The organism is Micromonospora sp. WMMD1155 (assembly GCF_029581275.1).
In the GTDB taxonomy this organism is placed as follows: domain Bacteria; phylum Actinomycetota; class Actinomycetes; order Mycobacteriales; family Micromonosporaceae; genus Micromonospora.
The window spans coordinates 3,813,743-3,834,254 of record NZ_CP120742.1 but is presented as its reverse complement, the minus strand read 5'-3'; the positions used below and the strand labels follow the sequence as shown (position 1 = coordinate 3,834,254).

Sequence of the window (20,512 nt, the reverse complement as noted above, 5' to 3'; positions counted from 1 at the left end):
CAGCACAGGATCCTTCATGTCCGGGCGCGTGTTCAAGCCCGCCGATGATCGACTCCACATCGGCGAGGTGGTGCCATCCTGGGGCGACGACACCGCCACATCGCCGACCTGGAGTCGATCAAGCGCGCAGGGTCAGCCCGGCTGGCAGGTACGACACCAGTAGAGGTTCCGCCCGGCCAACTCGCCGCGACTGACCTCGGTGCCGCAGATGTGGCAGGGCGCGCCGGGGCGGCGGTAGACGTACACCTCGCCGCCGTGGCGGTCCACCCGCGCCGGCCGCCCCATCGCCTCCGGCAGGTGCGCGTCGCGCACGGTGTCGATCCGGCCGTGCTCGACCGCGAGCCGCATCAGATCGACCAGGTCGGCCCAGAGCGCGTCCCAGCCGGCGCGGCTCAGCCCTCGACCGGGCATCGTCGGCGGCAGTCCGGCCCGGAACAGCGCCTCGGTCACGAAGATGAGCCCGGTGCCGGCCACCACCGACTGGTCCAGCAGCAGCGCGGCCAGCGGCGTCGGGCTGCGCGAGATCCGGGCGTACGCCCGCTCGGGGTCGGCGTCGACGCGCAGCGGGTCGGGCCCGAGGCGGTCCCGCAGGGCGGCCACCTCGGGCGGGGTGAGCAGTTCGCAGGCGGTGGGCCCGCGCAGGTCCAGCCAGTGCCGGTCGCTGGCCAGCCGCAGCCGCACCTGACCGACCGGCTCGGGCGGCTCTCCCGGCCCGTCGCTGAACTTGCCGTACAGACCGAGGTGTACGTGCAGCGTCAGCTCGTCGGCGTAGTGGTGCAGCAGGTGCTTGCCGTACGCCTCGGCGCTCTCCAGCACCGTCCCGGAGAGCCGGGCGGCGCCCTCGGCGAAGCGGCCCTGGGGGCTGGCGGCGTGCAGTTTGTCCCCGGCGAACAGCTCGGCGTGCCGGGCCGCCAGGCGGTGGATCGTGTGTCCCTCTGGCACGGGTACCAAGGATAGCCAGGCGCGCGGCCCCGATGATCGACTCGCGTCAGCCCTGGCGCTGCTCCTTCACACAGTCGACGAACGCGGCCCAGGTGGCGGTGGCGAAGACCAGCGCCGCCCCGGCCGGGTCCTTGCTGTCCCGTACGCCCACGACGCCGGGCAGGTTGTCGGCCACCTCGACACAGTTGCCGCCACTCCCGCCGCTGCGGGTGCTCTTGCGCCAGGTGGCACCGGCAAGGTCAGTCATGATGCTCCTCGATGATCGAAGTGATCAGCTTCTCTGATTCTGCCTCACCCGGGGCGAGCGCCTCCAGGTCCGACCAGACGTGTTCGAAGGCGGCGACCTCGGTCGGTTTGTCCAGGTAGAGCGCGCCGGTGATGTTCTCCAGGTAGACGGTGGTCGGCTCGGTCGACGCCCGACCGACCGCCTGCGGGAAATCCAACAGGACGAAGGTGCCGGTCTCGCTGGCCAGCGGCGGGCCCGCCGCGAGCGGCAACACCCGCAGACTCACCGTCGGCAGCGCGGCCACGTCCAGCAGGTGTCGCAGTTGTCGGGCCATCGCCCGGTGGTCGGGGATCGTGCGCCGCAGCACCGCCTCGCTGAGGACCACCCGCAGTGTGGGCGCGGCGGGTAACCGGCGGACGAGGATGCCCTGCCGCTGCAACCGCACCTGAACCAAATCCTCCCGCTCGTCGGCGGTCAGGGTCGGATTCTTCCGGCGGAACAACTCGGTGGCGTACTCGCGGGTCTGCAGAAGTCCGGGGATCAGCTCGGCGTCGTATTGGCGCAACCCGCACGCCGACGATTCCAGGCCGACATACAGCGAGAACCACGACGGGACCACATCGCCGTACGAATGCCACCAACCCCTGGCGCGAGTCTCCTTCGCGAGACCGGCGACGATGTCCCCCATCGTCTCGGGCACTTGATAGAGAGCGCACATCGCGCGGGCGTCCACCACCCGCACCGGAACCAGCCCCTTCTCGATGCGCCACACCTTCTGCCGCGAACAGTCCAGCGCTTCGGCTGCGGCGTCCAGCGTCACCGAGGCTTCCTCCCTGAGCTGGGTGAGCAGCCTCCCGAGCTGCCGCCGAGGAACCGTGGACCCGCTTGTTTCATCCGTCATGCAACATCACCGCTCTCCTCGTGCAACATGGAATGTTTCAACCCGTACGCATTTCCATTCCATTCCTCGTGCGTCATTTCGGCCTGAGGCTAGGGCGGGGCGGGAGATTGCACAAGGTGGCCAGCATGGAACACGCTGTCACCCGTCGAGGAAGCCCAGAAGTGACGCCGTTAATGGCGTCGGCAATAGCGCGCCCTCGGCGGAGCGCCCGCTATTCCTCGGAGGGACGCCACCATGCGTGTGTCGTACAACGAATATCTTTTGGTCACCGCACTGACCCTCGCCCGTCGGCACCGGCCCGTCTGGAGTTGGGCGCGCTGGCGCACGGTGTGCCGGTGCGGCGCGGACCTGCCCTGCCGGGCCCGGCACCGCATCCCGATCAACCGTGCGCACTGGCCCACATGACCGACCTGAAGCCCGGCGATCTGCTGCTGATCGGCGCGGCGTGCTCGGTGCAGTTCACCGGTGACCGGGCGCTGCGCCTCCGGCTGGTGAGCGTCGATGAGCGCCCGACGTACGAGGGGTGGGTCTGGCTGACGGGCTACGTCCTGAACGACAAGGGCCTGGCCGTCGACAAGCGCGAGGTGTTCGTCCAGCAGGCCGGGCTGCGGGTACTGCACGCCGCACCCGCAGAGAGCCGGTCGAGGCCGACCTCGGCGGCCGTACCCGGAATTGGTGTCAGGAAACGTGCAACGGGGTAGTTCAGGGGTCGTACCGCGTGGGTGCCACCCTCTTCCGACGGCCACCACGCATTCAACAGGAGGTGTGTAGTGGTCAGGATTCCTTTGCTGTCCCGCCGGTCCGAGCCGGCACCGACGCGGGACGAGAACCTCGACGGCCGCGAGACCGCGGCGACCGACCGGGGCGCTGAGCAGACGACGTACGGCAGCGGCGCCGGCCAGGTCGGCGAGGCCGAGCGGCGGGCCAACGAGCGTGCGGCGGTGGCCCGGGCCGCCACCGCGCGACCCGTCGACACCGATACCCGGACTGGGACCGCCCGCCCGGCGGACACCGACACCCGGTCCGCCACCGCGCGACCCGTCGACAGCGACACCCGGGCCGCCACCGCGCGACCCGTCGACACCGACACCCGGACTGGGACCGCCCGCCCGGCGGACACCGACACCCGGTCCGCCACCGCGCGACCCGTCGACAGCGACACCCGGGCCGCCACCGGCGGGGCGACGGCTACCGCGACGCGTACCGCCGAGCGGGACGCGGACCTCGACGGCACGACCCGGCGTCCCGACACCACCGACCGGGTCACCACCGACCGGGTCACCACCGACCGCCCGGCCGACCCGACTCCGGACCGGACCGCACCCGAACCGCCGGTGACGCGTGGCCCGAAGCCGCGAGCCAGCCTGCTGGCCACCCTCGGCCTGATCGTCTCCGTCGCCGGTGCGCTGTTCGTACTGACCGGGACGCTGGCCGGGTACGGCATCGGGCTCGGCGCGTTCGGCGCGGTGCTCGCGGTGTTCGGCCTGATGGCCACCCGCCGTCGGCACGTCGCCGGCACCACCGACGCGCTGTTCGGCGTGCTCATCGGCCTGGCCGCGGTGGTGATCGGGGTGCTCGCGATGACCGGCCAGTTCGACTGGCCGACCACCGACGGCGACTGGGTGCAGCGCTTCCGCGAGTGGCTTGACTCACAGTTTGTCGATCGATTCTAGCGGGCACTGTTCCGCTCGCCGGTGATGCACCGGCGAACGCCGGCGGTTCGCCGGCAGCCCGAACGACCCGGTGGTTCACCGGCCGGGCAGACACCCTTTCAGGGGCGGCGGTTCGCCGCCCCTGAAGTGTTTTCCGGCCCCCGCCCCGCCCGCGATCCCCGCAACGCCCAAGATCCGCACAACATCGGGGACATTGCTGCCTCCCGCACGTCCGAGGCAGCAACATCTGGGAAGTCGTGCGGATCTTGGGGCCGCGCACCCCGCCCCACGGCCACGCCCCCTGACCACGGCCATGCCCCACCGCAGGGTCGCGCACCCCGATCACGCGCCACGGTCGCGCGCCCGATCACGGGCCGTGAACCCCGGCCAGGACCCCTCCCACCGGCGCGGGACACGCTGGCGCAACGAATCACTCCTAGGCTTCGCCTAGACGCAACGAATCTTCGGGCTGCGCAACTCTCAGCGGTGGATCCTGCCGGTGGCGGCGCATAACGTTGAGCAACGGCGCCAGCCCGTGGGCCACGGTGGCCGGGCGCGCCCGACCCCTGGGAGCAGGACAATGACGATGGACGCCACCAGCCAGCACTTCCTGATGTGCCGGCCGACGTACTTCGCCGTCGACTACGCGATCAACCCCTGGATGGACCCGGCCGCGCCGGTCGACGGCGCGCTGGCCGTCCGGCAGTGGGAGCAGCTGCGCCAGACGTACCGCGACCTGGGCCACACCGTCGAGGAGATCACTCCGGTGCCCGGCCTGCCCGACATGGTCTTCGCCGCCAACGGCGGCACGGTGATCGACGGCAAGGCGATGGCCGTGCAGTTCCGCGACCCGCAGCGCGCCGACGAGGCACCGGCCTACCGGGCCTGGTTCGAGGACGCCGGTTTCGAGATGTACGACCCGAAGCACGTCAACGAGGGTGAGGGCGACGTCCTGCTCGCCGGCGACCACCTGCTGGCCGGCACCGGCTTCCGCACGGCGCACGCCTCGCACGCCCAGTTGCAGGAGGTCTTCGGCTACCCGGTGATCACCATGCAGCTCGTCGACCCGCGCTTCTACCACCTGGACACGGCGCTGACCGTGCTCGACGAGCAGACCGTGGCGTACCTGCCGGAGGCGTTCTCCCCCGGCAGCCAGGCGGTGCTGCGCCGACTCTTCCCCGACGCCGTGCACGCCACCATGTCCGACGCCGAGGTGCTGGGCCTGAACGCGGTGAGCGACGGCCGGCACGTGGTGCTGCCGGCCCAGGCCACCGACCTCGCCGCCAAGCTGCGCGACCGGGGCTACGAGACCATCGGTGTCGACCTGTCCGAACTCCGTAAGGCCGGCGGCGGACCGAAGTGCTGCACGCTGCGACTCCGTCAGGGAAAGGCAAGCAAGTGATCGATGACATGCTGCGTACGCCGGGAGCGGTCCGGGACGCCGAGCGCTGGACGGCGCACAACTACCACCCGTTGCCGGTGGTCATCTCGTCCGCCGAGGGAGCCTGGCTCACCGATGTGGACGGCAAGCGCTACCTGGACTGCCTGGCCGGCTACTCGGCGCTGAACTTCGGCCACCGGAACCCGCAGCTGATCGCCGCCGCGCACGCCCAACTGGACCGGCTCACGCTGACCAGCCGCGCGTTCATCCACGACCAGTTCGCCGACTTCTGCCGGGAGCTGGCCGAGCTGTGCGGCAAGGACCTGGTGCTGCCCATGAACACCGGCGCCGAGGCGGTGGAGACCGGAATCAAGGTGGCCCGCAAGTGGGGTTACCAGGTCAAGGGCGTACCCGCCGGGCAGGCCAACATCGTGGTCGCCGAGGGCAACTTCCACGGCCGGACCACCACCATCGTCAGCTTCTCCACCGACGAGGACGCCCGCGCCGACTTCGGGCCGTACACCCCGGGGTTCACTGTCGTGCCCTACGGCGACCTGGACGCGCTGACCGCCGCGATCGACGAGAACACCGTGGCCGTTCTCCTGGAGCCGATCCAGGGCGAGCAGGGCGTGGTGGTGCCGCCGGAGGGTTACCTGTCGGGCGTGCGGCGGGTCTGCACCGAGCGCGAGGTGCTCTTCATCGCCGACGAGATCCAGTCGGGTCTGGGGCGTACCGGTGCGACCTTCGCCTGTGACCACGAGGGCGTCGTGCCCGACATGTACCTGCTCGGCAAGGCGCTCGGCGGCGGCATCGTGCCGGTCTCCGCGGTGGCCGCCAACGCCGACGTGCTCGGCGTGCTCAAGCCCGGCCAGCACGGCTCCACCTTCGGCGGCAACCCGCTCGCCTGCGCGGTGGCCGTCGAGGTGGTCCGGCTGCTGGCCACCGGCGAGTTCCAGCGCCGTTCGGCGGAGTTGGGTGAGCGGCTGCGAGCCGGCTTGGAGGGGCTGGTCGGCAAGGGCCTGGTGGGGGTACGCGTTCGCGGCCTGTGGGCCGGTCTGGACATCGACCCGACGCTGATGAGCGGACGGGAGGCGTGTGAGCGGCTGATGGAGCGCGGCATCCTCGCCAAGGACACCCACGGCTCCACCATCCGGCTAGCCCCGCCGCTGGTGATCACCGAGGACGAGATCGACCTGGCGGTGACCGCACTCGCCGAGGTGCTTGCCGCCTGACGGACCGCACCGGCCAACGTGCTCGCCGCCTGACGGACCGCACCGGCCAAGATCTGCTCAACTACAGGGAAAGTGCTGCCTCAGAGGACGTCGAGGCAGCACTTTCCCTGTTCTTGTGCGGATCTTGCCGCGTCCCGCGCCGCGCCTGCCCCGCGGCGGTGCGCAGCGGGCGGGGCGGGGCGCAGCGGGCGGGGCGGGGCGCGGGCGGGTCAGGGGCGGGGTAGGCGCATCGCCATCGTCGGGGCCTCGGCCATCACCGAGGTGGGCGTGAACGGGGCACCGGCGGGCAACTCCTCCGCCCGGCCGATCTGCACCCCCGGGTACAGCTCGACCATGTCGTTCTCGCCGAGCACCCGGGACTGCTGCGGCGCCAGGGGGATGCGGTCCGACTCGGCCATCGAACCGGCCGGACGGATGCCGGAGCCGTTGGTGCTGACGTCGGTCACGATGACCTCGCCGACCCGCAACTCGAAGCGGACGTGACCACGGCTGATCCACCGCCGGGCCTCGTCGTTGAGCCACTGCCCGAGCATGATCCCGCCGTCCTGCTCGGGGGCCCGGCCGGCCACCAACGGCTGCTCCTCGCTGAGCACGAACCGCCGCCGGACCAGGCCACCGATGCGGACCGCGAGCACCTCCGTACGCGGACGCGGCCCCCCGTCGCCGAGTCGGACGCCGTGCCGGGGGCAGGTCGGAACGCCGTTGCGCAGCGCGGGCGGCGGCTGCGCCGCGGGGCTGCGATCCGCACCCCCGGCCAGGTCGGCGAACGCGCCACCTCCACCACCGCCGCCGAACAGCGCGCAACCCGACTCCGGGCAGCGCCACTGGCGGGTCAGCAGCTTCACCCCGGCCGGCGAGCGCTTGCCGGCGACTGGTGCGTGGCCGCCGCCGACGTGCGCGATGAAGACCGGGCCGCCGGCGCCCGGTACCGGGGCGACGACCCGACCCGGCTGCTCGACCAGCCACGGGAACCGACCGCGCAGCCCGTCGAAGCGAACCCGGCTGAGCACCGGCAGCCCGAGCAGGTCGGCCACCTCCAGCATCCGGTCGCCCGGGTTGTCGAGCACCTCCACGAGCCCGTCGTCGGCCCAGCGGCGGACGACCATCCGCTCGTTCGAGGTGAGGTCGGCGTCGGAGAGCAGGGCCCGGTGCACCACCGCGTAGACCTGGACGCTGTCCTCCTCCAACTCGCGGGACAGCGCGTCGATGACCATGCCGAGCCGCAGCAGGCTCGCCGGCCGACCACCGTCGATGTCCTGGTAACGGATCACCTCGGCCAGGTCGACCACGGCCCGGGCCAGCGACGGGTCGGTGCAGACGCGCCCCTCGATGGCGTCCAGCACCTTGCTGATCTCGAATCTCATGCCGCACTCCGGATGATCTCGTCGATCCGCCGGGCCAGCGCGATGTCGCGGTGGGTGACCCCACCGTCCGAGTACGTGACGCAGCGGAAGGTCAGGGTCCGCCATCGGATGTCGATGTCGGGATGGTGGTCGATCTGTTCGGCCACCGTCGCGACCCGGTTCACCACGGCGATGACGTCCGGGAAACTGCCGAGCTGGACCGTACGACCGATCCCGGTCGGGTCACCCGACCAGTCGGTCAACCCGCTCAGCTCTTCTCGCACCGCGTCCGCGGTGAGCAGGTCTGCCATGACCAGACCCTACCGGTGGCGTGTCCGGCAGGACGGACACGCCACCGCTCGGCCGCGCTGCGGTCACACCGCTCGGTCGCGCTGCGGTCACACCGCTCGGCCGCTCAGCCGCGCAGCGGCCGACCCACCTCGTGCAGGTGGCCGAGCGCCTGCCGGTACGACTCGATCAGCCCGGTCTCCGCGTACGGGATGCCCTGCTCGACGCAGTAGGCGCGGACGATCGGCTGAGCCCGGCGCAGGTTGGCGCGGGGCATGTTCGGGAAGAGGTGGTGCTCGATCTGGTAATTGAGCCCGCCCAGCGCGGTGTCCACGAACCGGCCGCCCCGCACGTTGCGCGAGGTCAGCACCTGCTTACGCAGGAAGTCCAGCTCGTCCTCGGCGCTCGGCATGGGCATGCCCTTGTGGTTCGGCGCGAACGAGCAGCCCATGTAGAGGCCCCACAGCGCCTGGTGCACGACGGCGAACAGCAGCGCCTTGACCGGCGACATGACCGCCGAGAGCAGTGCCACGTAGCCGACTGTGTGCGCGACGAGCAGCGCCGCCTCGACCGCCCGGTGTCGCATCGGGGTGCGGTACCGACCGTCCGGCTCCCGCCCGACGATCGCCCGGATGCTCGACACGTGCAGGTTGAGACCCTCCAGCAGGAGCATCGGGAAGAAGAGGTACGCCTGCCGCTTCGCCAACCACCTGCCGAAACCACGGGTCGCCAGTGCCTGCTCGGGCGTCCACACCAGGGCGCCCGCGCCGACGTCCGGGTCCTCGTCCTCGTGGTTGGGGTTGGCGTGGTGGCGGTTGTGCTTGTCGACCCACCAGCCGTAGCTGAGCCCCACCGCAAGGTTGCCGGCGAACAACCCCACCAGCTCGCTGGGCCCGCGCCGACGGAACATCTGCCGGTGCCCGGCGTCGTGACCGAGGAACGCGACCTGGGTGGTGGCCACCGCCATCAGCGCCGCGAGCGGCAGCTGCCACCAGGAGTCGCCGAGCAGGAACACGGCCACCCAACCGGCCACGAACGCGCCGAGGGTCAGCACGATGCGAGCCAGGTACCAGCCGGGGCGGCGCTCCAGCAGACCGGCCTGACTGATCCGTCGCGACAACTGTGCGTAGTCACTGCCTCGTCGCCGTACCGGCGGTTCCGCCACCGCTCCGAGCGCCATTCGTGCCCCCGATCAGCTTGCGCCCGCTCCAGGGTGGCTCGGGCTCACTGGCAAGTCTTCCGACCGAGGTAGCGCTGAGTAACCCCGACAGCCCCCGAATGGGAGGTAGGGCAGGCCCTACCCCTACGGGTTCGGCTCAGCCCAGCCGGCCCACCGCGGCGCGCAGCCGCGCCAGGTCGCGTCGCCGCCGCTCGTAGGTGGCGGCCAGCCCGACCAGGGCGAGCCCGCCGACCCCCAGATAGATCCACCGGGGCAGCAGATCCCAACCTCGGGCGACCTCGTGCAGCGCCGACAACGTCAACACCCCGCCGCCGAGCAGCACCGGCGCCTGCCAGCGACGGGTCGCTCCGGCCAGCACCGCGCCGAGCGCCGCCGCACCGAGGAGCAGTCGCCGCCACGGCTGCGGGTCCGGGCCGATCAACACCGACACGAGGCTCGGCGCTAGCGCCGCGACCAGGCCCGGGCCGAGGGCCGGCCAGCTGGTCAGTCCGGGCCGGGTCCGCAGCGCCAGCAGGCCCGCGCCGAGGGCGAGGCCCGCAGCCGGCAGGGTGTACGCCTCCAGCACCGTCACCCCGCCGGCGGCCAACAGCACCCACGCACCGAGCAGCTCGCTGCCGGCGGCGACACCGGCGAACGCCCACCGTCGGCCGGCCGGCTCACCCCGGCGCAACAGCCGCACCGCGACGGCGACACCCCAGAGCACGCAGATCGTGGCGAGGTGTCGCGCCACCTCGACGGCGAGGACCGCCGCCATCAGCGCCACCGCCTGCGCGGCAGCGTCCAGCACCCGACCCACCAGCGCCCGCGTCGGCGTCACTGCGGCGGCGACGGCCAGCACCAGCACGGCCACCGCCAACAGGGGGTACGCGGCCGCCCGTACCGTCAGCCCGGCGACCAGCGGAGCCGTCACCGCCAGCGCCGACGCCGCACCCACCGCCGCGAGGCAACCGGTGACACGCACCTCGACAGTGCGTCCCCCGGCGGCGACGACGACAGCCGCGACCAGCAGCGCTCCCTCGGCGGCGAGCGACAGCGGCCGGGTGGCCAGCAGCCCCACCATCCCGGACGCGGTCAGGACCACACCCAGGGGTACGGCGACCGGTGCGAGCATCGGCCGGGGCACGGCCAGCGCGGCGAGCAGCAACGCGGCCAACCCGGTGAGCAGGACCGCAGTCGGCAGCACCGGCCACGGCACGCCGACCGAAACGAGCAGCACCGGCAGCGCCGCAGCGGCGAACGGCAGCGCGGGCAGCGCTGCGGTGGCGAACGGCAGCGCGGGCAGCGCCGACCCGCGGATCCCCCGGACGGTGAGCACGGCGGCCACCGCCAGCACGGCCATCGCCAACCCGACGGGCAACGCCGCCGGATCGGCGACGACGGTGGGCACCCCGGACCAGACCCCTTCCCAGGAGCCGTACGGCCGTACGAGCGCGGTGAACACCCTCGGCAGGGCCGCCAGGACAGCGACGACCGCGAGCGCACCACCCACCACCAGCGCCGGGCCCGACCGGGCGGTCGCCGGCGGCCCCCCGACCGCCGACGACCCCCCGTCCACCGGCCCCCCGACCGGCAGCCCCCCGACCGGCGACGCCCCAGCCGCCAGCCCCCCGACCGGCAGCCCCCCGACCGGCGACGCCCCGACCGGCGCCTCCTCGACCGCCGGCTCGCTGATCCGGACCGGCTGGTCGGCGACCCCCTCCGGTCGGGCGAAGAGGACGACGAGCGCCACGCCCAACGCCGCCAGCGCGGCGTACAGCGCGACCGGCTCGTCGCCCGCCACGACCAGCGGCGCGAGGCCGGGCACGGTCACGGCGACCACCGCGCCGGTCACCGCGTACCCGGTCAGCTCCACCCGGTGACGACGCACCGCGAGCACCGCGACCAGCGCGAGCCCGGCGGCCACCAGCGCGATCCGTGCCTGCCACCACGGCGGCGTGCCACCGGCGAACAGCGCCACCACCGCGATCCCGGGCAGCGCGAGCTGCGCGACCAGCAGACCCACGCCGGCCACCCGCCGGTACGCCCCGGTGCCCCGCCGGACGACGAGCGCCAGCCCGACCACGACGATGGCGCCGAGTGCCACCAGCGCACCGGTCGGCCCGGCCAGGGCGACCAGCAGCCCGTGCCCGAGCAGGACGGCACCGCCCAGCGCGCAGGTGAGCAGGACGGCCGGACGGGTCGCCGGACGGATCAGCACGGCGATCAGCAGCGCAACCCCTCCGACCAGGTCGACGGCCACCACCGTCGGCCAGGAGACCGCCCAACCGGCGGGCAGGGCGAGCAGCACCGCCACCGCGCCGGCCGTGGCGAGCACCGTTTGCGCCTTCCGGGGCAGCAGCAGCGCCGTCGCGGCGACAGCCGACGCCACGGCGGGCGCCAACTGCCAGCCCCAGCTCAGATCCGGTCCCGTCCCGGCCCCGCCCCACGGCGGCAACGAACGGCCCACGGCGGCGACCGCCAACACGGCGGTGGCCAGCACGGCCACCTGCGCCGTACCCGCCGAGACCAGCAACGCCCCGGCGCGGGGGCCGGTCCGCCAACCCCCGGCTGCCTCCCCTTCGGTACCGACCGGGAGGCTCCGCACCGCGACGGCCAGCCCCAGCGCCACCGTCGCCGCCGCGAGCAGCAGCATCGACGGCCGCAGCTCGGCCACCGGGCGCAGCAGGGCGAGGGCGAGCACCGGCACCAGCAACCCGCCGGCCACCCCCCGCAGCGCCCGCCCGCCGACCAGCCAGGCCGTACCGAGACCGGTCAACGCGACCAGCAGTAGCGGCACCCCGGCCAGCAGCGGCGAACCGCCCGCCCGTCCGACGGCCAGCGGCACCAGCGCGGATGCAGCGGCGGCGACGAGCGCGCTGGCGTGTCCAATCCCCGCCAGCACCCGGCCGACGACTGGCACCGCCCCGTCCCGGCCGCGCAGCCCGACCAGCACCACCAGGTTCCCCAGCGCCACCCCGAGCAGGACCAGCGTCCAACCGGCCGGGCCGGGTTCGACTCCGACGGCGAGCAGCGGCAGCACCGGCTGCGCGGCGACCAGCGCGGCGAACCACGGCCCGGTCAGACCGCTCCACCGGCCGTACGCTGCGGCGACCGCCGCGCTGGCCCCCCCGACCAGCGCGGCGTACCGGCTACCCGGCCAACCGGCCACCCCGGCCAGGTTCACCGACCAGGCCGCGTATCCGTCCAGCACCACCAGCAGCAACCCCACCGCGGCGAAGGTCTCCGCCGTGCCGCGCAACCCCCGGCGAACCGCCGGCAACGGAACGGCGAGAGCCAGAGCGGTGAACGCCGCCAGGATCAACGCTCGCCCGGCCACCCCCACCGCCGCCCAGGCCACGGCGGTGAACACGATGGCCGCGGTGCCCAGCAGGAGTCCACCCAGGACGAACAGCACCCCCTGGACCGTCCGGGTCGACGTCTCGGCCGCACCCGGCGTCGAACCCGCCGGGGCAACCGGTGCCGGGCCGCGAGCCGGCACCGGACCTGCCACGGCGGAGGCCGCCAACCCCGCCCGGACGACCGCCGCCACCTCGGCGCGCCGTCGCGACAGGGCCGACAGGCGACCGGCCAGTTCGGTGTACGCGCGGCGAGCCTGATCCACCTCGGGCTCCAACCGGGCGATCTCCCGGCCCAGCCGGATCACCTCGGCGGCGGCCGGGTCGGGCGCACGCAGGCAACGTGTGCAACCGGCGCTCAGATCGGCCGGCGCACCGCACGCGGGGCAGGGATAACGGGTGTCTTCCACCCGGCCATCATCGAGAACCCACCCGGCGGCGGCCCAGAGTGCGCGTACTCAGAGCCGGGTGTGCTCGTGCACCCAGGTGGCGTACGCCGGGTCTCCGCTCTGCACAGTGGACACCAGGATCTCCGGCACCTCGTACGGGTGGCTGACCCGGATCTGGTCCACCAACGCGGTGAGCCGGTCCGGAGCGGTCTTGAACTGCACCGACCACTCGGTGCTGGTCTCCACTCCGGACCTCCACCAGTAGGTGCTGTCCACCTGACCACCCACCTGGGCGCAGGCGGCTAGCCTGCCGGCGACGGCCGCAGCCGCCAGCACGTCCGCGACCGAACGCGCATCCACCACAGTCGTCACGACGCAGATCTGGTCCACGACCGCACCCTACGCGGCACGACGCCACCGAGCCCGCCTTTCGTCCGCGACCGCTACGCTCCGCGTCACCACACTCACCGAAAGCGCCTGTCGCTCGGGACAGCGGGCCTAACGGTTGGCGGCGACCCAGGTGTCGATCTGCGCCCACCAGTCGAAGAGCCAGTCGATGCGTTGCTGCCGCCCGGCCGGGATGTCCTCCGGCGGCACGGACCAGAACCGCATCACGATCCGCTTGTCCATCGGCAGTTCCCGCCAGACGTCGGCCACGGTGAGCATCCGGTCCAACCCGGTGTGGGCGACGAAGATGACCCCGGCGTCCGGGGCTGCGTCCAGCGCGGCCAGCATCCCGCCGGGCTGCGGGGCGAGCACGTGACGCATCCGCTCGGCGCGCAGTGCCATCCGTTCCAGCCCGAGGGAACGCAGCCGGGCGATGGCACGCAGCCGTCGCTTGGGGGTGAAGTTGCCGCCCTCCGGGAAGATCACGAACGCGTCGTTGTCGTCCAGGCCCGCAGCCAGGTGCCCGATCTGGCGTACCGTTTCCTCGCCGCGCTCCGGCGTCGGCGCGATGAACCGGTTGGGCAGCCTGTTGAGCAGCACATCGATCGCGGGGTCCCACTGGAGGCTGTCCTTCAGGACGATCCGTGGCTCCCGCTTGAACCAGTTGACCAACCCGTGGATCAGGATGAACGAGTCGCCCGGCCCGGCGTGCCGGCAGAGCACCACCTCGGGGCGGCCGGGCAGCGCGGTGTCCGGGTCGGTGCCCACCACGTCGATGCGCAACCGCAGGGTCCAGTGTGCCTGCCAGAACAGCACCCGCAGGAACCAGCCGGCCAGCACGTAGTGCGCGCGTTGGAACGCCGGGGACCGGGTCCGCCAGCCGAAGCCGGAGACGACCCAGAGCAGGAAGAGCGCGATCAGCGCGGCGGCGTCCCAGACCAGGTAGACGCAGCCGATCCAGAGCAGCCGCAGCGGCCGTAACCGACCCGGTACCAGCGGAGACGCGGCCGCGGCGAGCAACGCCCAGATCGGCAGGGTGGTGACCACGACGAACGCCAGTGCCACCACGGCGGGGGCGAACAGCAACCGGCGCAGCCACCTGGGAGGCAGCGGCATCATCGCTCCTGGTGGGTGGCGAGGTAGCGCCGGGAGGCGGTGTACGCCCGGCTGATCCGCCGCCCCACGGCCGCCATGTCCCGGTACGCCCAGGGCGTGTCGTCGCGGGGGTTCAGCCCGCCGGTCGGCAGGACGTGCACCTCCACCCCCTCTGGTAGCGCCGCCAACTCGCGGAAGAACCGGTGCCGGCGGGAGATCTCGAACGCGACCTGCGCGATCTCCCACGGCCGTCGGGGCGGGGTCAACTCCCGTTCGATCCGGCCCACCTGGAGGACGTAGATCCGGCGCGCGCCGACCGCCACCGCCTCGCCGATCGGGATGGAGTTGACGATGCCCCCGTCCACGTAGTGCGCGCCGTCGATCTCCATGGGTGGGAGCAGGCCGGGCACCGAGGCCGACGCCAGCACCGCCGGCACCACCGGGCCGCTGTCGAACCAGTGCTCGGCCGCCCGTTCGATGTGCGCGGCGCAGCACCGGAACGGCACCTTCAGGTCGGCGAAGGTGGTGTCCACGCCCAACTCGGTCTCCAGCAGCCGGCGCAGCGGGCGAGGCGAGTGCAGGTGGGTACGGGCGGCGAAGCGACGCAACTGCCGAGCGACCGAGTCCCCGTACACCTCGCTCGCCTCCGGCGAGGCCCAGAGCCGGACCAGCCGGTCGGTCACCGCCTCCGACGGGTCGGCGGCGACCAGCGCGCCGTTCACCGCGCCGATCGAGGTGCCGAGCACCATGTCGGGTTTGATGCCGGCACGGAACAACGCGCGCAACATGCCCACCTCGACCGCGCCGAGCACGCCCCCGCCGCCGAGCACGAATGCCACCGGTCCCCCCGCCATGCCCCTCATCCTGGCACGGACGCGCAGCCGACCAGCCGGCCGCCGTCGCCGGGCGGTCGGCGCAGCCCAGGCACCGCCCGGCGACCGGCGGGCGCGACGGCGTTGACAGCCAGGACACATTCGCGCAACCTGATACCGCTCCCACCCCTGAGGCAGGTGCGATCCGTGAAGGCAGCACTGCATCCGGGCCGGTTGCTGGCTCGCAGATACCGACTTCTCGACCAGATCGGCGCCGGCGGCATGTCGGTTATCTGGCGTGCCCGGGACGAGGTGCTGGACCGGCTGGTCGCGCTCAAGGTCCTCGCTCCTTCGCTGGCCGCCGACGCACGATTCCGGGGAATGGTGCGCGACGAGGCCCGGGCCGCCGCCCAGTTGGTGCACCCGCACCTGACCTCGGTGCACGACTACGGCGAGACGGTCGATCCGGACGGCTCGATCACCTCGTTCGTGGTGATGGAACTGCTCGACGGCGAGGAGTTGGAGCTGCGCCTCACCGAGGGGCCGTTGCCGTGGGCCGAGGCCGTGCAGGTGGGCGCGCAGGTCGCGGAGGCCCTGGCCGCCGCGCACCGGCTCGGCATCGTGCACCGCGACATCACGCCGGCCAACGTGATGATGACCGGGACGGGCGTCAAGGTGCTCGACTTCGGCATCGCCACCCGGATCGGGGCACCGGACGAGGACGAGGACGGCGAGACCTTCGGCACCCCGGCGTACGTCGCACCGGAACGCCTCGACGGCGCGCCGGCCCAGCCGTCCACCGACGTGTACTCACTCGGCGTGCTGCTCTACGAGGCGCTCACCGGCCGGGTTCCGTACCCGGCCGACACCTGGGAGCAACTCAGCGCCGCACTGACCGACGGCCCGCCGCCGACGCTCGCCGCGGTGCCGGGGCTGCCCCCGCCGGTGGCCCGGATCTGCCTGCGCAGCCTGGCCCGGGACCCGGCCGAACGGCCGACCGCCCGGCAGGTCGCCACCGTGCTGCGCGGGCATCTGCTGCCGCCCGATCCCCCGGCCGCGACCATCCGGGTCCCCACCCGACCCCTGCCCCCGCCGCCGATCGGGGTCGCACCGGCGTCCGGGGAGGCGACGGCCGACCCGGGTCGGTCCCGACGACGGCTGGCGCTGCTGCTCATCCTGGCCGTCGGTCTGGCACTGGCCGGCGTGGCCCTGCTGCCCGAGCAGCGGTCGACGCCCCGCACGCAGCCGTCGGTGGGCCCGACGACGACCCCGCCGAGCGACCCGCCCGTCCCGGCGTCGTCCGAGCCGACCACGCCCTCGCCGACGACGCCGAGCACCGGTGTGCCCCCGTCGCGTCCGGGCAGCCTGGTCGAGGCCGCCAGCCGGGTCGAAGGGCTGATCACCGCCGGCGTGGGCGCCGGGGAGATCCGTGACGACGTGGGTCTGGACCTGCGCAACGAGCTGCGCAACCTGACCGCCGCGGTCAGCTCCGGCCGCGACGAGCTGGCACCACCGGTGGCCCGGCTGCGGGAGAAGGTCGCGGTGCGCCTCGGCGAGGGTGGCATCAGCTCGGGGTACGCCTCTCAGCTCGACGCCGCCATCGCCGACCTGGGGGCCGCCCAGGTCTGACGCGGGGCGACGCCGGAACAGGTCAGCGGGCCGACACCCGAGCCGATTCGTGGACGTCGTACCGCCCGGCGGCGAAGCGTCGGTAGACCTCGACGTAGTCCTCCGCCATCCGCGCGACCGAGAAGTTCTCCGCGACGTGCGCCACGCAGTCCTGCGGGTCGAGCTGCTCGGCCGCGAGCACCGCGGCGGGTAGCTCCTCCGCCCGTTCACACACCAGCCCGGTCAGTCCCGGCCGCACCAGCTCCGGCACCGCACCCCGGTTGAGCGCGACCACCGGCGTGCCGGTCGCCATCGCTTCCAGCATCACCATGCCGAACGGCTCGTCCCACTGGATCGGCATGACCAGACACCGCGCGTCGACGAGCATCCGCAGCGTCTCCGCGCGGTCGGCGTTGAGGACCACTGTCACGTTCTCGTCGACCAGCGGTGCGACGACCTGCTCGTAGTAGCGGCGCTCGGCCGGCTCGTTGCACTTGCCGGCCAGCAGCAGGGGCAACCCGGCCTCCCGGCACGCCCGGATGGCGACCTCCGGGCCCTTGTCCGGGCTGAAGCGGGCCAGCCACAGCACCGGCCCCCGGCCGGGCTCGGTCTTGCGCGGGAAGCCACGTATGTCCAGTGCGTTGTGCACGGTGCCGGCCCAGGGCAGGTCGGTGTTCAACCGGCGTTGGGCGTGCGAGATCGCCACCAGGGCGACGCCCGAGTCGACGTCGCCGAGCACGTCGCCGTACTCGCCCACCGGGTTGCCGTGCACGGTCGCGACGGTCGGTACGGCCCGGCGGCCGGCGACCAGCGGGCCGATCGTGGTGTGGTCGTGGATCACGTCGAAGTCGGCCGCCGTGACCAGGCGCTTCACCCGGGCCAGGTGGGCCAGCTCCGGCAGTGACTCGCCGAGCCGCTCGTACTGGACCTCGGGGACGGTGGAGACGAAGCCGTCGGCTGCCGTGCCGTGGTCGCTACCGGCGCCGAACAGCGTGACCGCGTGTCCCTGCACGCTGAGCGCGTCCACCAGGGCGGCGACGACCTGTTCCAGACCCCCGTAGCCGGGGGGCGGCACTGACAACCATGGCGGGACCACCATCGCGATGCGCAACGACCGCCCTGTCGGCCGGTCCGCGGGCGGGTGGTTCAGGGCCACGAGTCCTCCCCGTTGGTCCCCGGTGCGGCGCCACCGGCGGTCGGAACGGTCGGCGGCGAGTACCCCGGGACGCCCCCGGTAAACCGGACAAGCCGGACGCTCACCCGCCCACCAGGAGTTGGTCGTGCACCACCCGTACGCCCGGCGCGGACCAGGCGACCCGCTGGACCTGGTCGCGTTCCCACCAGGACCGGACCACCCCGGCCAGGACGAGCGTGTCGCCGTCCACCTCGACGGTCACCCGCTCGGCCCCGATGGTCCGGGCCAGCGCCCGCTGCACGTCCCGGCGCAGCGGCTCCGCCGGAGGCGCCGACGGTCGCACCTCGATCAGGTTGGTGATCCCCCGTACGCCGTCGAGCCGGCGCACCTCCCCCTCGGCGGCACGCCGTTGCCACCCGAACTCGACCTCACCGCGGAGCATGAGCCAGCCGTTGGCGACCGTCACGTCCAGCCGTTCGGCGGGCACGAAGCTGTCCCACTCCAGGGCTCGGGAGGCGGCGATGGCGACGTCGGCGTCGGTACGCCCCGGCGTACCGGGCAACCGCACCTCGATCTCGTCGGCCACCGCCCGGACACCGCGAACCCGCTGCGCGCAGCGGGTCGCCGCCCAACTGCGGGCGGCACCGTCCACGAAGCCGGTCAGGGTCACCACACCCTCGTCGACGCTCACGCCGATCTCGTTCGGTTGCAGCTGGGCGTCCCAGGCGAGTTGCGCCAGGACGTCACGTTGAATCCGCTGGTCGTCGCGGACATCCAGCACGTCGGTCATGGCACCCACCCCCGGTTCCGGTCGCCGAGACTCGCCTCCCGAACGTGCCGGACAACCGGGTGACGGCGGTTCACCCGATCCGGGTGAACCGCCGTCCGGGCGGGAAAGAGCGGCGGGTGACGGAGCCGACCCCCTCGGCCCCGCCACCCGCCGCCGGAGGGAGGAGACAGGTTCAGATTCGTGTGGGTGTCACGGCGTCTCGGCGAGCGTCACGGTCACGGTCTTCTCTTCACCGTTGCGCTTGAACTGCACCTCGACCCGGTCGCCGACCTTGCCGGCCTGCACCGCGCCGACCAGGTCGTCGGAGTCGTTGACCGGCTTGTCACCGAAGCGGGTGACGACGTCGCCACGCTGGAGGCCGGCCTTCTCGGCCGGGCTGCCCGGGGTCACCGACGCGACGAGCGCACCGCCGCCCTCGGCCTGGTTGACGCCGACCCCGAGCGAGGGGTGGCTGACCTTCTCGCCGCGCTGGAGCTTGCCCGCGACGTCCTTGGCCTTGTTGCTGGGGATGGCGAAGCCGACACCGATGTTGCCGGTGCTCTGGCCCGAGGTCGCGATGGCGGTGTTGACGCCGATCACCTCACCCCGGGTGTTGACCAGCGCGCCACCGGAGTTGCCCGGGTTGATCGGCGCGTCGGTCTGGAGCAGGCCGGAGATCGAGCTGACGGTCTGACTCTGCTGCTGGGTCGGGTCCTGCGGCTGACCCTCACCGGCGCGGATGGTGCGGTCGCGGGCGCTGAGGATGCCCGAGGTCACCGAGCCCTGCAGGCCGAGCGGGCTGCCCAGCGCCAACACCTGGTCACCGACCTGCATGGCGTCGCTGTCACCGAACTTGGCCGCCTTGAGGTCGCTCACGCCGCTGGCCTTGACCACGGCCAGGTCGGTCTTCGGGTCGGTGCCGATGACCTTCGCCTCGGCCTTCTTGCCATCGGCGAAGATCACCAGCACGTTGCCACCGGCGGCGGAGGCGACCACGTGGTTGTTGGTCAGCACGTACCCGTCGGCGCTGAGCACCACACCGGAGCCCTCACCACTGTCGGTGGTGATCGAGACGACGCTGTCCTGCACGGACGCGGCGATCTTCGGCAGGTCCGCGCCGTTGATCACCGGGGCCGCGGAGTAGGTGCGGGTCACGCCGCCGCCGCCGCCGTCGAGGGCCAGGGCGAGCGCGCCGCCGGCGACGCCCGACCCGAGCATCAGGGCGAACACCGCGACACCGGCCCCGGCGAACTTGGCGATCCGACCCGGCCGAGGGCCGCTGCCGGGCGGCGCGACCTGCGGGCCCCACGGCGGAACGGGCTGACCCGGGTGCTGGGCGTGCTGGCCCGGGTGCTGAGGGTGCTGCCCCGGGTGCTGGGCGTGCTGCTGGTGCTGACCCGGGTACGCCATGCCCGGCTGGCCCCCGCCGGCCCAGCCGGACTGCTGGCCCTGGTACCAGGGAACACCCGGGTACTGACCGGCGGTCTGCTGCGGATAGCCGGACTGGCCGTGCGCCGGGTAGCCGGAGGTCGGGTACGGCGGCGCGGACGGGGTGGCGGCCGAGGGCTGGTAGCCGGTCGGCGGCTCGTACCCGGTCGGCGGGTTGGCGGGCGCGGAGGCACCGGCGGGCGCGGGTGACGCGGCCGGGGTCACGGCGCTGGTCGGCGTGCCGTCGCCGGTGGTGGAGACGACCTCGATGGGGGTGGTCGGGGAGTCGGACTGCGCGCGCTCGTCGCGCGGCAGCTCGGCGGTGGGGTGCGACGGCTCGGCGTCGATGGGGGCCGGCCGGCGCTGCGGGTCGGACTCGAACTCGGTCATGTCACTACCTTCTCCCCCA

The 20,512-nt window shown here is 73.1% G+C and carries 19 protein-coding genes; 6 read left to right on the top strand and 13 right to left on the bottom strand.

The genetic code is table 11. From position 1 onward, the window contains the following. Nucleotides 1-132: 132 nt before the first annotated feature. From O7617_RS17595 to O7617_RS17585, 3 genes are read right to left on the bottom strand one after another with little or no spacing between them, the layout of a single operon-like run. On the bottom strand, nucleotides 133-942 hold the full coding sequence (locus O7617_RS17595; RefSeq protein WP_282256870.1) for a DNA-formamidopyrimidine glycosylase family protein: 810 nt from the start codon (nucleotides 940-942) through the stop codon (nucleotides 133-135). A gap of 46 nt (nucleotides 943-988) precedes the next feature. Then, a complete protein-coding gene (locus O7617_RS17590) occupies nucleotides 989-1,189 on the bottom strand; it encodes a DUF397 domain-containing protein (RefSeq protein WP_282256869.1) in 201 nt (66 codons plus the stop codon). Further along, entirely contained in the window at nucleotides 1,182-2,069 is an 888-nt protein-coding gene (locus tag O7617_RS17585) for a helix-turn-helix transcriptional regulator (RefSeq protein ID WP_282256868.1), read from the bottom strand. Before O7617_RS17585 ends, O7617_RS17590 begins: the two co-directional genes overlap by 8 nt. Nucleotides 2,070-2,303: 234 nt before the next feature. On the opposite strand from O7617_RS17585, the gene O7617_RS17580 reads away from it, so the two are divergent. The 5 genes from O7617_RS17580 to rocD all read left to right on the top strand — a co-directional run bounded on the left by O7617_RS17580 (nucleotide 2,304) and on the right by rocD (nucleotide 6,334). Continuing rightward, nucleotides 2,304-2,474, top strand: coding sequence for a hypothetical protein (locus tag O7617_RS17580; protein WP_282256867.1), 171 nt, complete (start codon nucleotides 2,304-2,306; stop codon nucleotides 2,472-2,474). Beyond that, nucleotides 2,471-2,770: a hypothetical protein gene (locus tag O7617_RS17575; protein ID WP_282256866.1), complete on the top strand. Its 300-nt coding sequence runs from the start codon at nucleotides 2,471-2,473 to the stop codon at nucleotides 2,768-2,770. The genes O7617_RS17580 and O7617_RS17575 overlap by 4 nt, the downstream gene beginning before the upstream one ends. 69 nt (nucleotides 2,771-2,839) lie before the next feature. Then, on the top strand, nucleotides 2,840-3,742 hold the full coding sequence (locus O7617_RS17570) for a DMT family transporter (protein ID WP_282256865.1): 903 nt from the start codon (nucleotides 2,840-2,842) through the stop codon (nucleotides 3,740-3,742). Nucleotides 3,743-4,307: 565 nt separating this feature from the next. Then, entirely contained in the window at nucleotides 4,308-5,123 is an 816-nt protein-coding gene (gene ddaH, locus O7617_RS17565; protein WP_282264771.1) for a dimethylargininase, read from the top strand. Then, nucleotides 5,120-6,334: an ornithine--oxo-acid transaminase gene (gene rocD / locus O7617_RS17560; RefSeq protein ID WP_282256864.1), complete on the top strand. Its 1,215-nt coding sequence runs from the start codon at nucleotides 5,120-5,122 to the stop codon at nucleotides 6,332-6,334. The genes ddaH and rocD overlap by 4 nt, the downstream gene beginning before the upstream one ends. 209 nt (nucleotides 6,335-6,543) lie before the next feature. On the opposite strand, the gene O7617_RS17555 is transcribed toward rocD, so the two are convergent. The 7 genes from O7617_RS17555 to O7617_RS17525 all read right to left on the bottom strand — a co-directional run bounded on the left by O7617_RS17555 (nucleotide 6,544) and on the right by O7617_RS17525 (nucleotide 15,205). After that, nucleotides 6,544-7,698: an FHA domain-containing protein gene (locus O7617_RS17555; protein WP_282256863.1), complete on the bottom strand. Its 1,155-nt coding sequence runs from the start codon at nucleotides 7,696-7,698 to the stop codon at nucleotides 6,544-6,546. Further along, a complete protein-coding gene (locus tag O7617_RS17550; protein WP_282256862.1) occupies nucleotides 7,695-7,988 on the bottom strand; it encodes a 4a-hydroxytetrahydrobiopterin dehydratase in 294 nt (97 codons plus the stop codon). Before O7617_RS17550 ends, O7617_RS17555 begins: the two co-directional genes overlap by 4 nt. Before the next feature lie 104 nt (nucleotides 7,989-8,092). Beyond that, entirely contained in the window at nucleotides 8,093-9,145 is a 1,053-nt protein-coding gene (locus tag O7617_RS17545; RefSeq protein WP_282256861.1) for an acyl-CoA desaturase, read from the bottom strand. Nucleotides 9,146-9,281: 136 nt separating this feature from the next. Then, the gene (locus tag O7617_RS17540) at nucleotides 9,282-12,890 is read right to left on the bottom strand and encodes a hypothetical protein (protein ID WP_282256860.1); all 3,609 of its coding nucleotides are present in this window, start codon (nucleotides 12,888-12,890) and stop codon (nucleotides 9,282-9,284) included. Between the two features lie 48 nt (nucleotides 12,891-12,938). Beyond that, nucleotides 12,939-13,259, bottom strand: a complete 321-nt coding sequence (gene cutA, locus O7617_RS17535) for a divalent-cation tolerance protein CutA (RefSeq protein ID WP_282256859.1) — start codon at nucleotides 13,257-13,259, stop codon at nucleotides 12,939-12,941. A gap of 108 nt (nucleotides 13,260-13,367) precedes the next feature. Continuing rightward, nucleotides 13,368-14,372, bottom strand: coding sequence for a 1-acyl-sn-glycerol-3-phosphate acyltransferase (locus tag O7617_RS17530; protein ID WP_282256858.1), 1,005 nt, complete (start codon nucleotides 14,370-14,372; stop codon nucleotides 13,368-13,370). Continuing rightward, on the bottom strand, nucleotides 14,372-15,205 hold the full coding sequence (locus tag O7617_RS17525; RefSeq protein ID WP_282256857.1) for a patatin-like phospholipase family protein: 834 nt from the start codon (nucleotides 15,203-15,205) through the stop codon (nucleotides 14,372-14,374). The genes O7617_RS17530 and O7617_RS17525 overlap by 1 nt, the downstream gene beginning before the upstream one ends. A 165-nt stretch (nucleotides 15,206-15,370) precedes the next feature. Between O7617_RS17525 and O7617_RS17520 the strand changes: the two genes are divergently transcribed. Further along, the gene (locus tag O7617_RS17520; RefSeq protein WP_282256856.1) at nucleotides 15,371-16,792 is read left to right on the top strand and encodes a serine/threonine-protein kinase; all 1,422 of its coding nucleotides are present in this window, start codon (nucleotides 15,371-15,373) and stop codon (nucleotides 16,790-16,792) included. 22 nt (nucleotides 16,793-16,814) lie between these two features. Here the strand turns inward: O7617_RS17520 and O7617_RS17515 are convergent, their stop codons facing one another. The 3 genes from O7617_RS17515 to O7617_RS17505 form a co-directional block, all read right to left on the bottom strand. Beyond that, nucleotides 16,815-17,870, bottom strand: coding sequence for a glycosyltransferase family 4 protein (locus tag O7617_RS17515; protein WP_282264770.1), 1,056 nt, complete (start codon nucleotides 17,868-17,870; stop codon nucleotides 16,815-16,817). 157 nt (nucleotides 17,871-18,027) lie between these two features. Beyond that, complete coding sequence (locus tag O7617_RS17510) at nucleotides 18,028-18,696, bottom strand: BON domain-containing protein (protein ID WP_282256855.1); 669 nt, start codon at nucleotides 18,694-18,696, stop codon at nucleotides 18,028-18,030. A gap of 189 nt (nucleotides 18,697-18,885) precedes the next feature. Beyond that, nucleotides 18,886-20,493 (bottom strand): trypsin-like peptidase domain-containing protein, encoded by a 1,608-nt coding sequence (locus O7617_RS17505; RefSeq protein WP_282256854.1) that lies wholly within the window; start codon nucleotides 20,491-20,493, stop codon nucleotides 18,886-18,888. Between the last annotated feature and the right edge of the window lie 19 nt (nucleotides 20,494-20,512).

Excerpts from the sequence above, each read along its gene's own strand:
- O7617_RS17590 (WP_282256869.1), bottom strand. The coding sequence starts at position 1,189 with ATGACTGACCTTGCCGGTGCCACCTGGCGCAAGAGCACCCGCAGCGGC.
- O7617_RS17585 (WP_282256868.1), bottom strand. The coding sequence starts at position 2,069 with ATGACGGATGAAACAAGCGGGTCCACGGTTCCTCGGCGGCAGCTCGGG.
- O7617_RS17580 (WP_282256867.1), top strand. The coding sequence starts at position 2,304 with ATGCGTGTGTCGTACAACGAATATCTTTTGGTCACCGCACTGACCCTC.
- O7617_RS17575 (WP_282256866.1), top strand. The coding sequence starts at position 2,471 with ATGACCGACCTGAAGCCCGGCGATCTGCTGCTGATCGGCGCGGCGTGC.
- ddaH (WP_282264771.1), top strand. The coding sequence starts at position 4,308 with ATGGACGCCACCAGCCAGCACTTCCTGATGTGCCGGCCGACGTACTTC.
- O7617_RS17555 (WP_282256863.1), bottom strand. The coding sequence starts at position 7,698 with ATGAGATTCGAGATCAGCAAGGTGCTGGACGCCATCGAGGGGCGCGTC.
- O7617_RS17550 (WP_282256862.1), bottom strand. The coding sequence starts at position 7,988 with ATGGCAGACCTGCTCACCGCGGACGCGGTGCGAGAAGAGCTGAGCGGG.
- O7617_RS17545 (WP_282256861.1), bottom strand. The coding sequence starts at position 9,145 with ATGGCGCTCGGAGCGGTGGCGGAACCGCCGGTACGGCGACGAGGCAGT.
- O7617_RS17530 (WP_282256858.1), bottom strand. The coding sequence starts at position 14,372 with ATGCCGCTGCCTCCCAGGTGGCTGCGCCGGTTGCTGTTCGCCCCCGCC.
- O7617_RS17525 (WP_282256857.1), bottom strand. The coding sequence starts at position 15,205 with ATGGCGGGGGGACCGGTGGCATTCGTGCTCGGCGGCGGGGGCGTGCTC.
- O7617_RS17515 (WP_282264770.1), bottom strand. The coding sequence starts at position 17,870 with ATGGTGGTCCCGCCATGGTTGTCAGTGCCGCCCCCCGGCTACGGGGGT.
- O7617_RS17510 (WP_282256855.1), bottom strand. The coding sequence starts at position 18,696 with ATGACCGACGTGCTGGATGTCCGCGACGACCAGCGGATTCAACGTGAC.
- O7617_RS17505 (WP_282256854.1), bottom strand. The coding sequence starts at position 20,493 with ATGACCGAGTTCGAGTCCGACCCGCAGCGCCGGCCGGCCCCCATCGAC.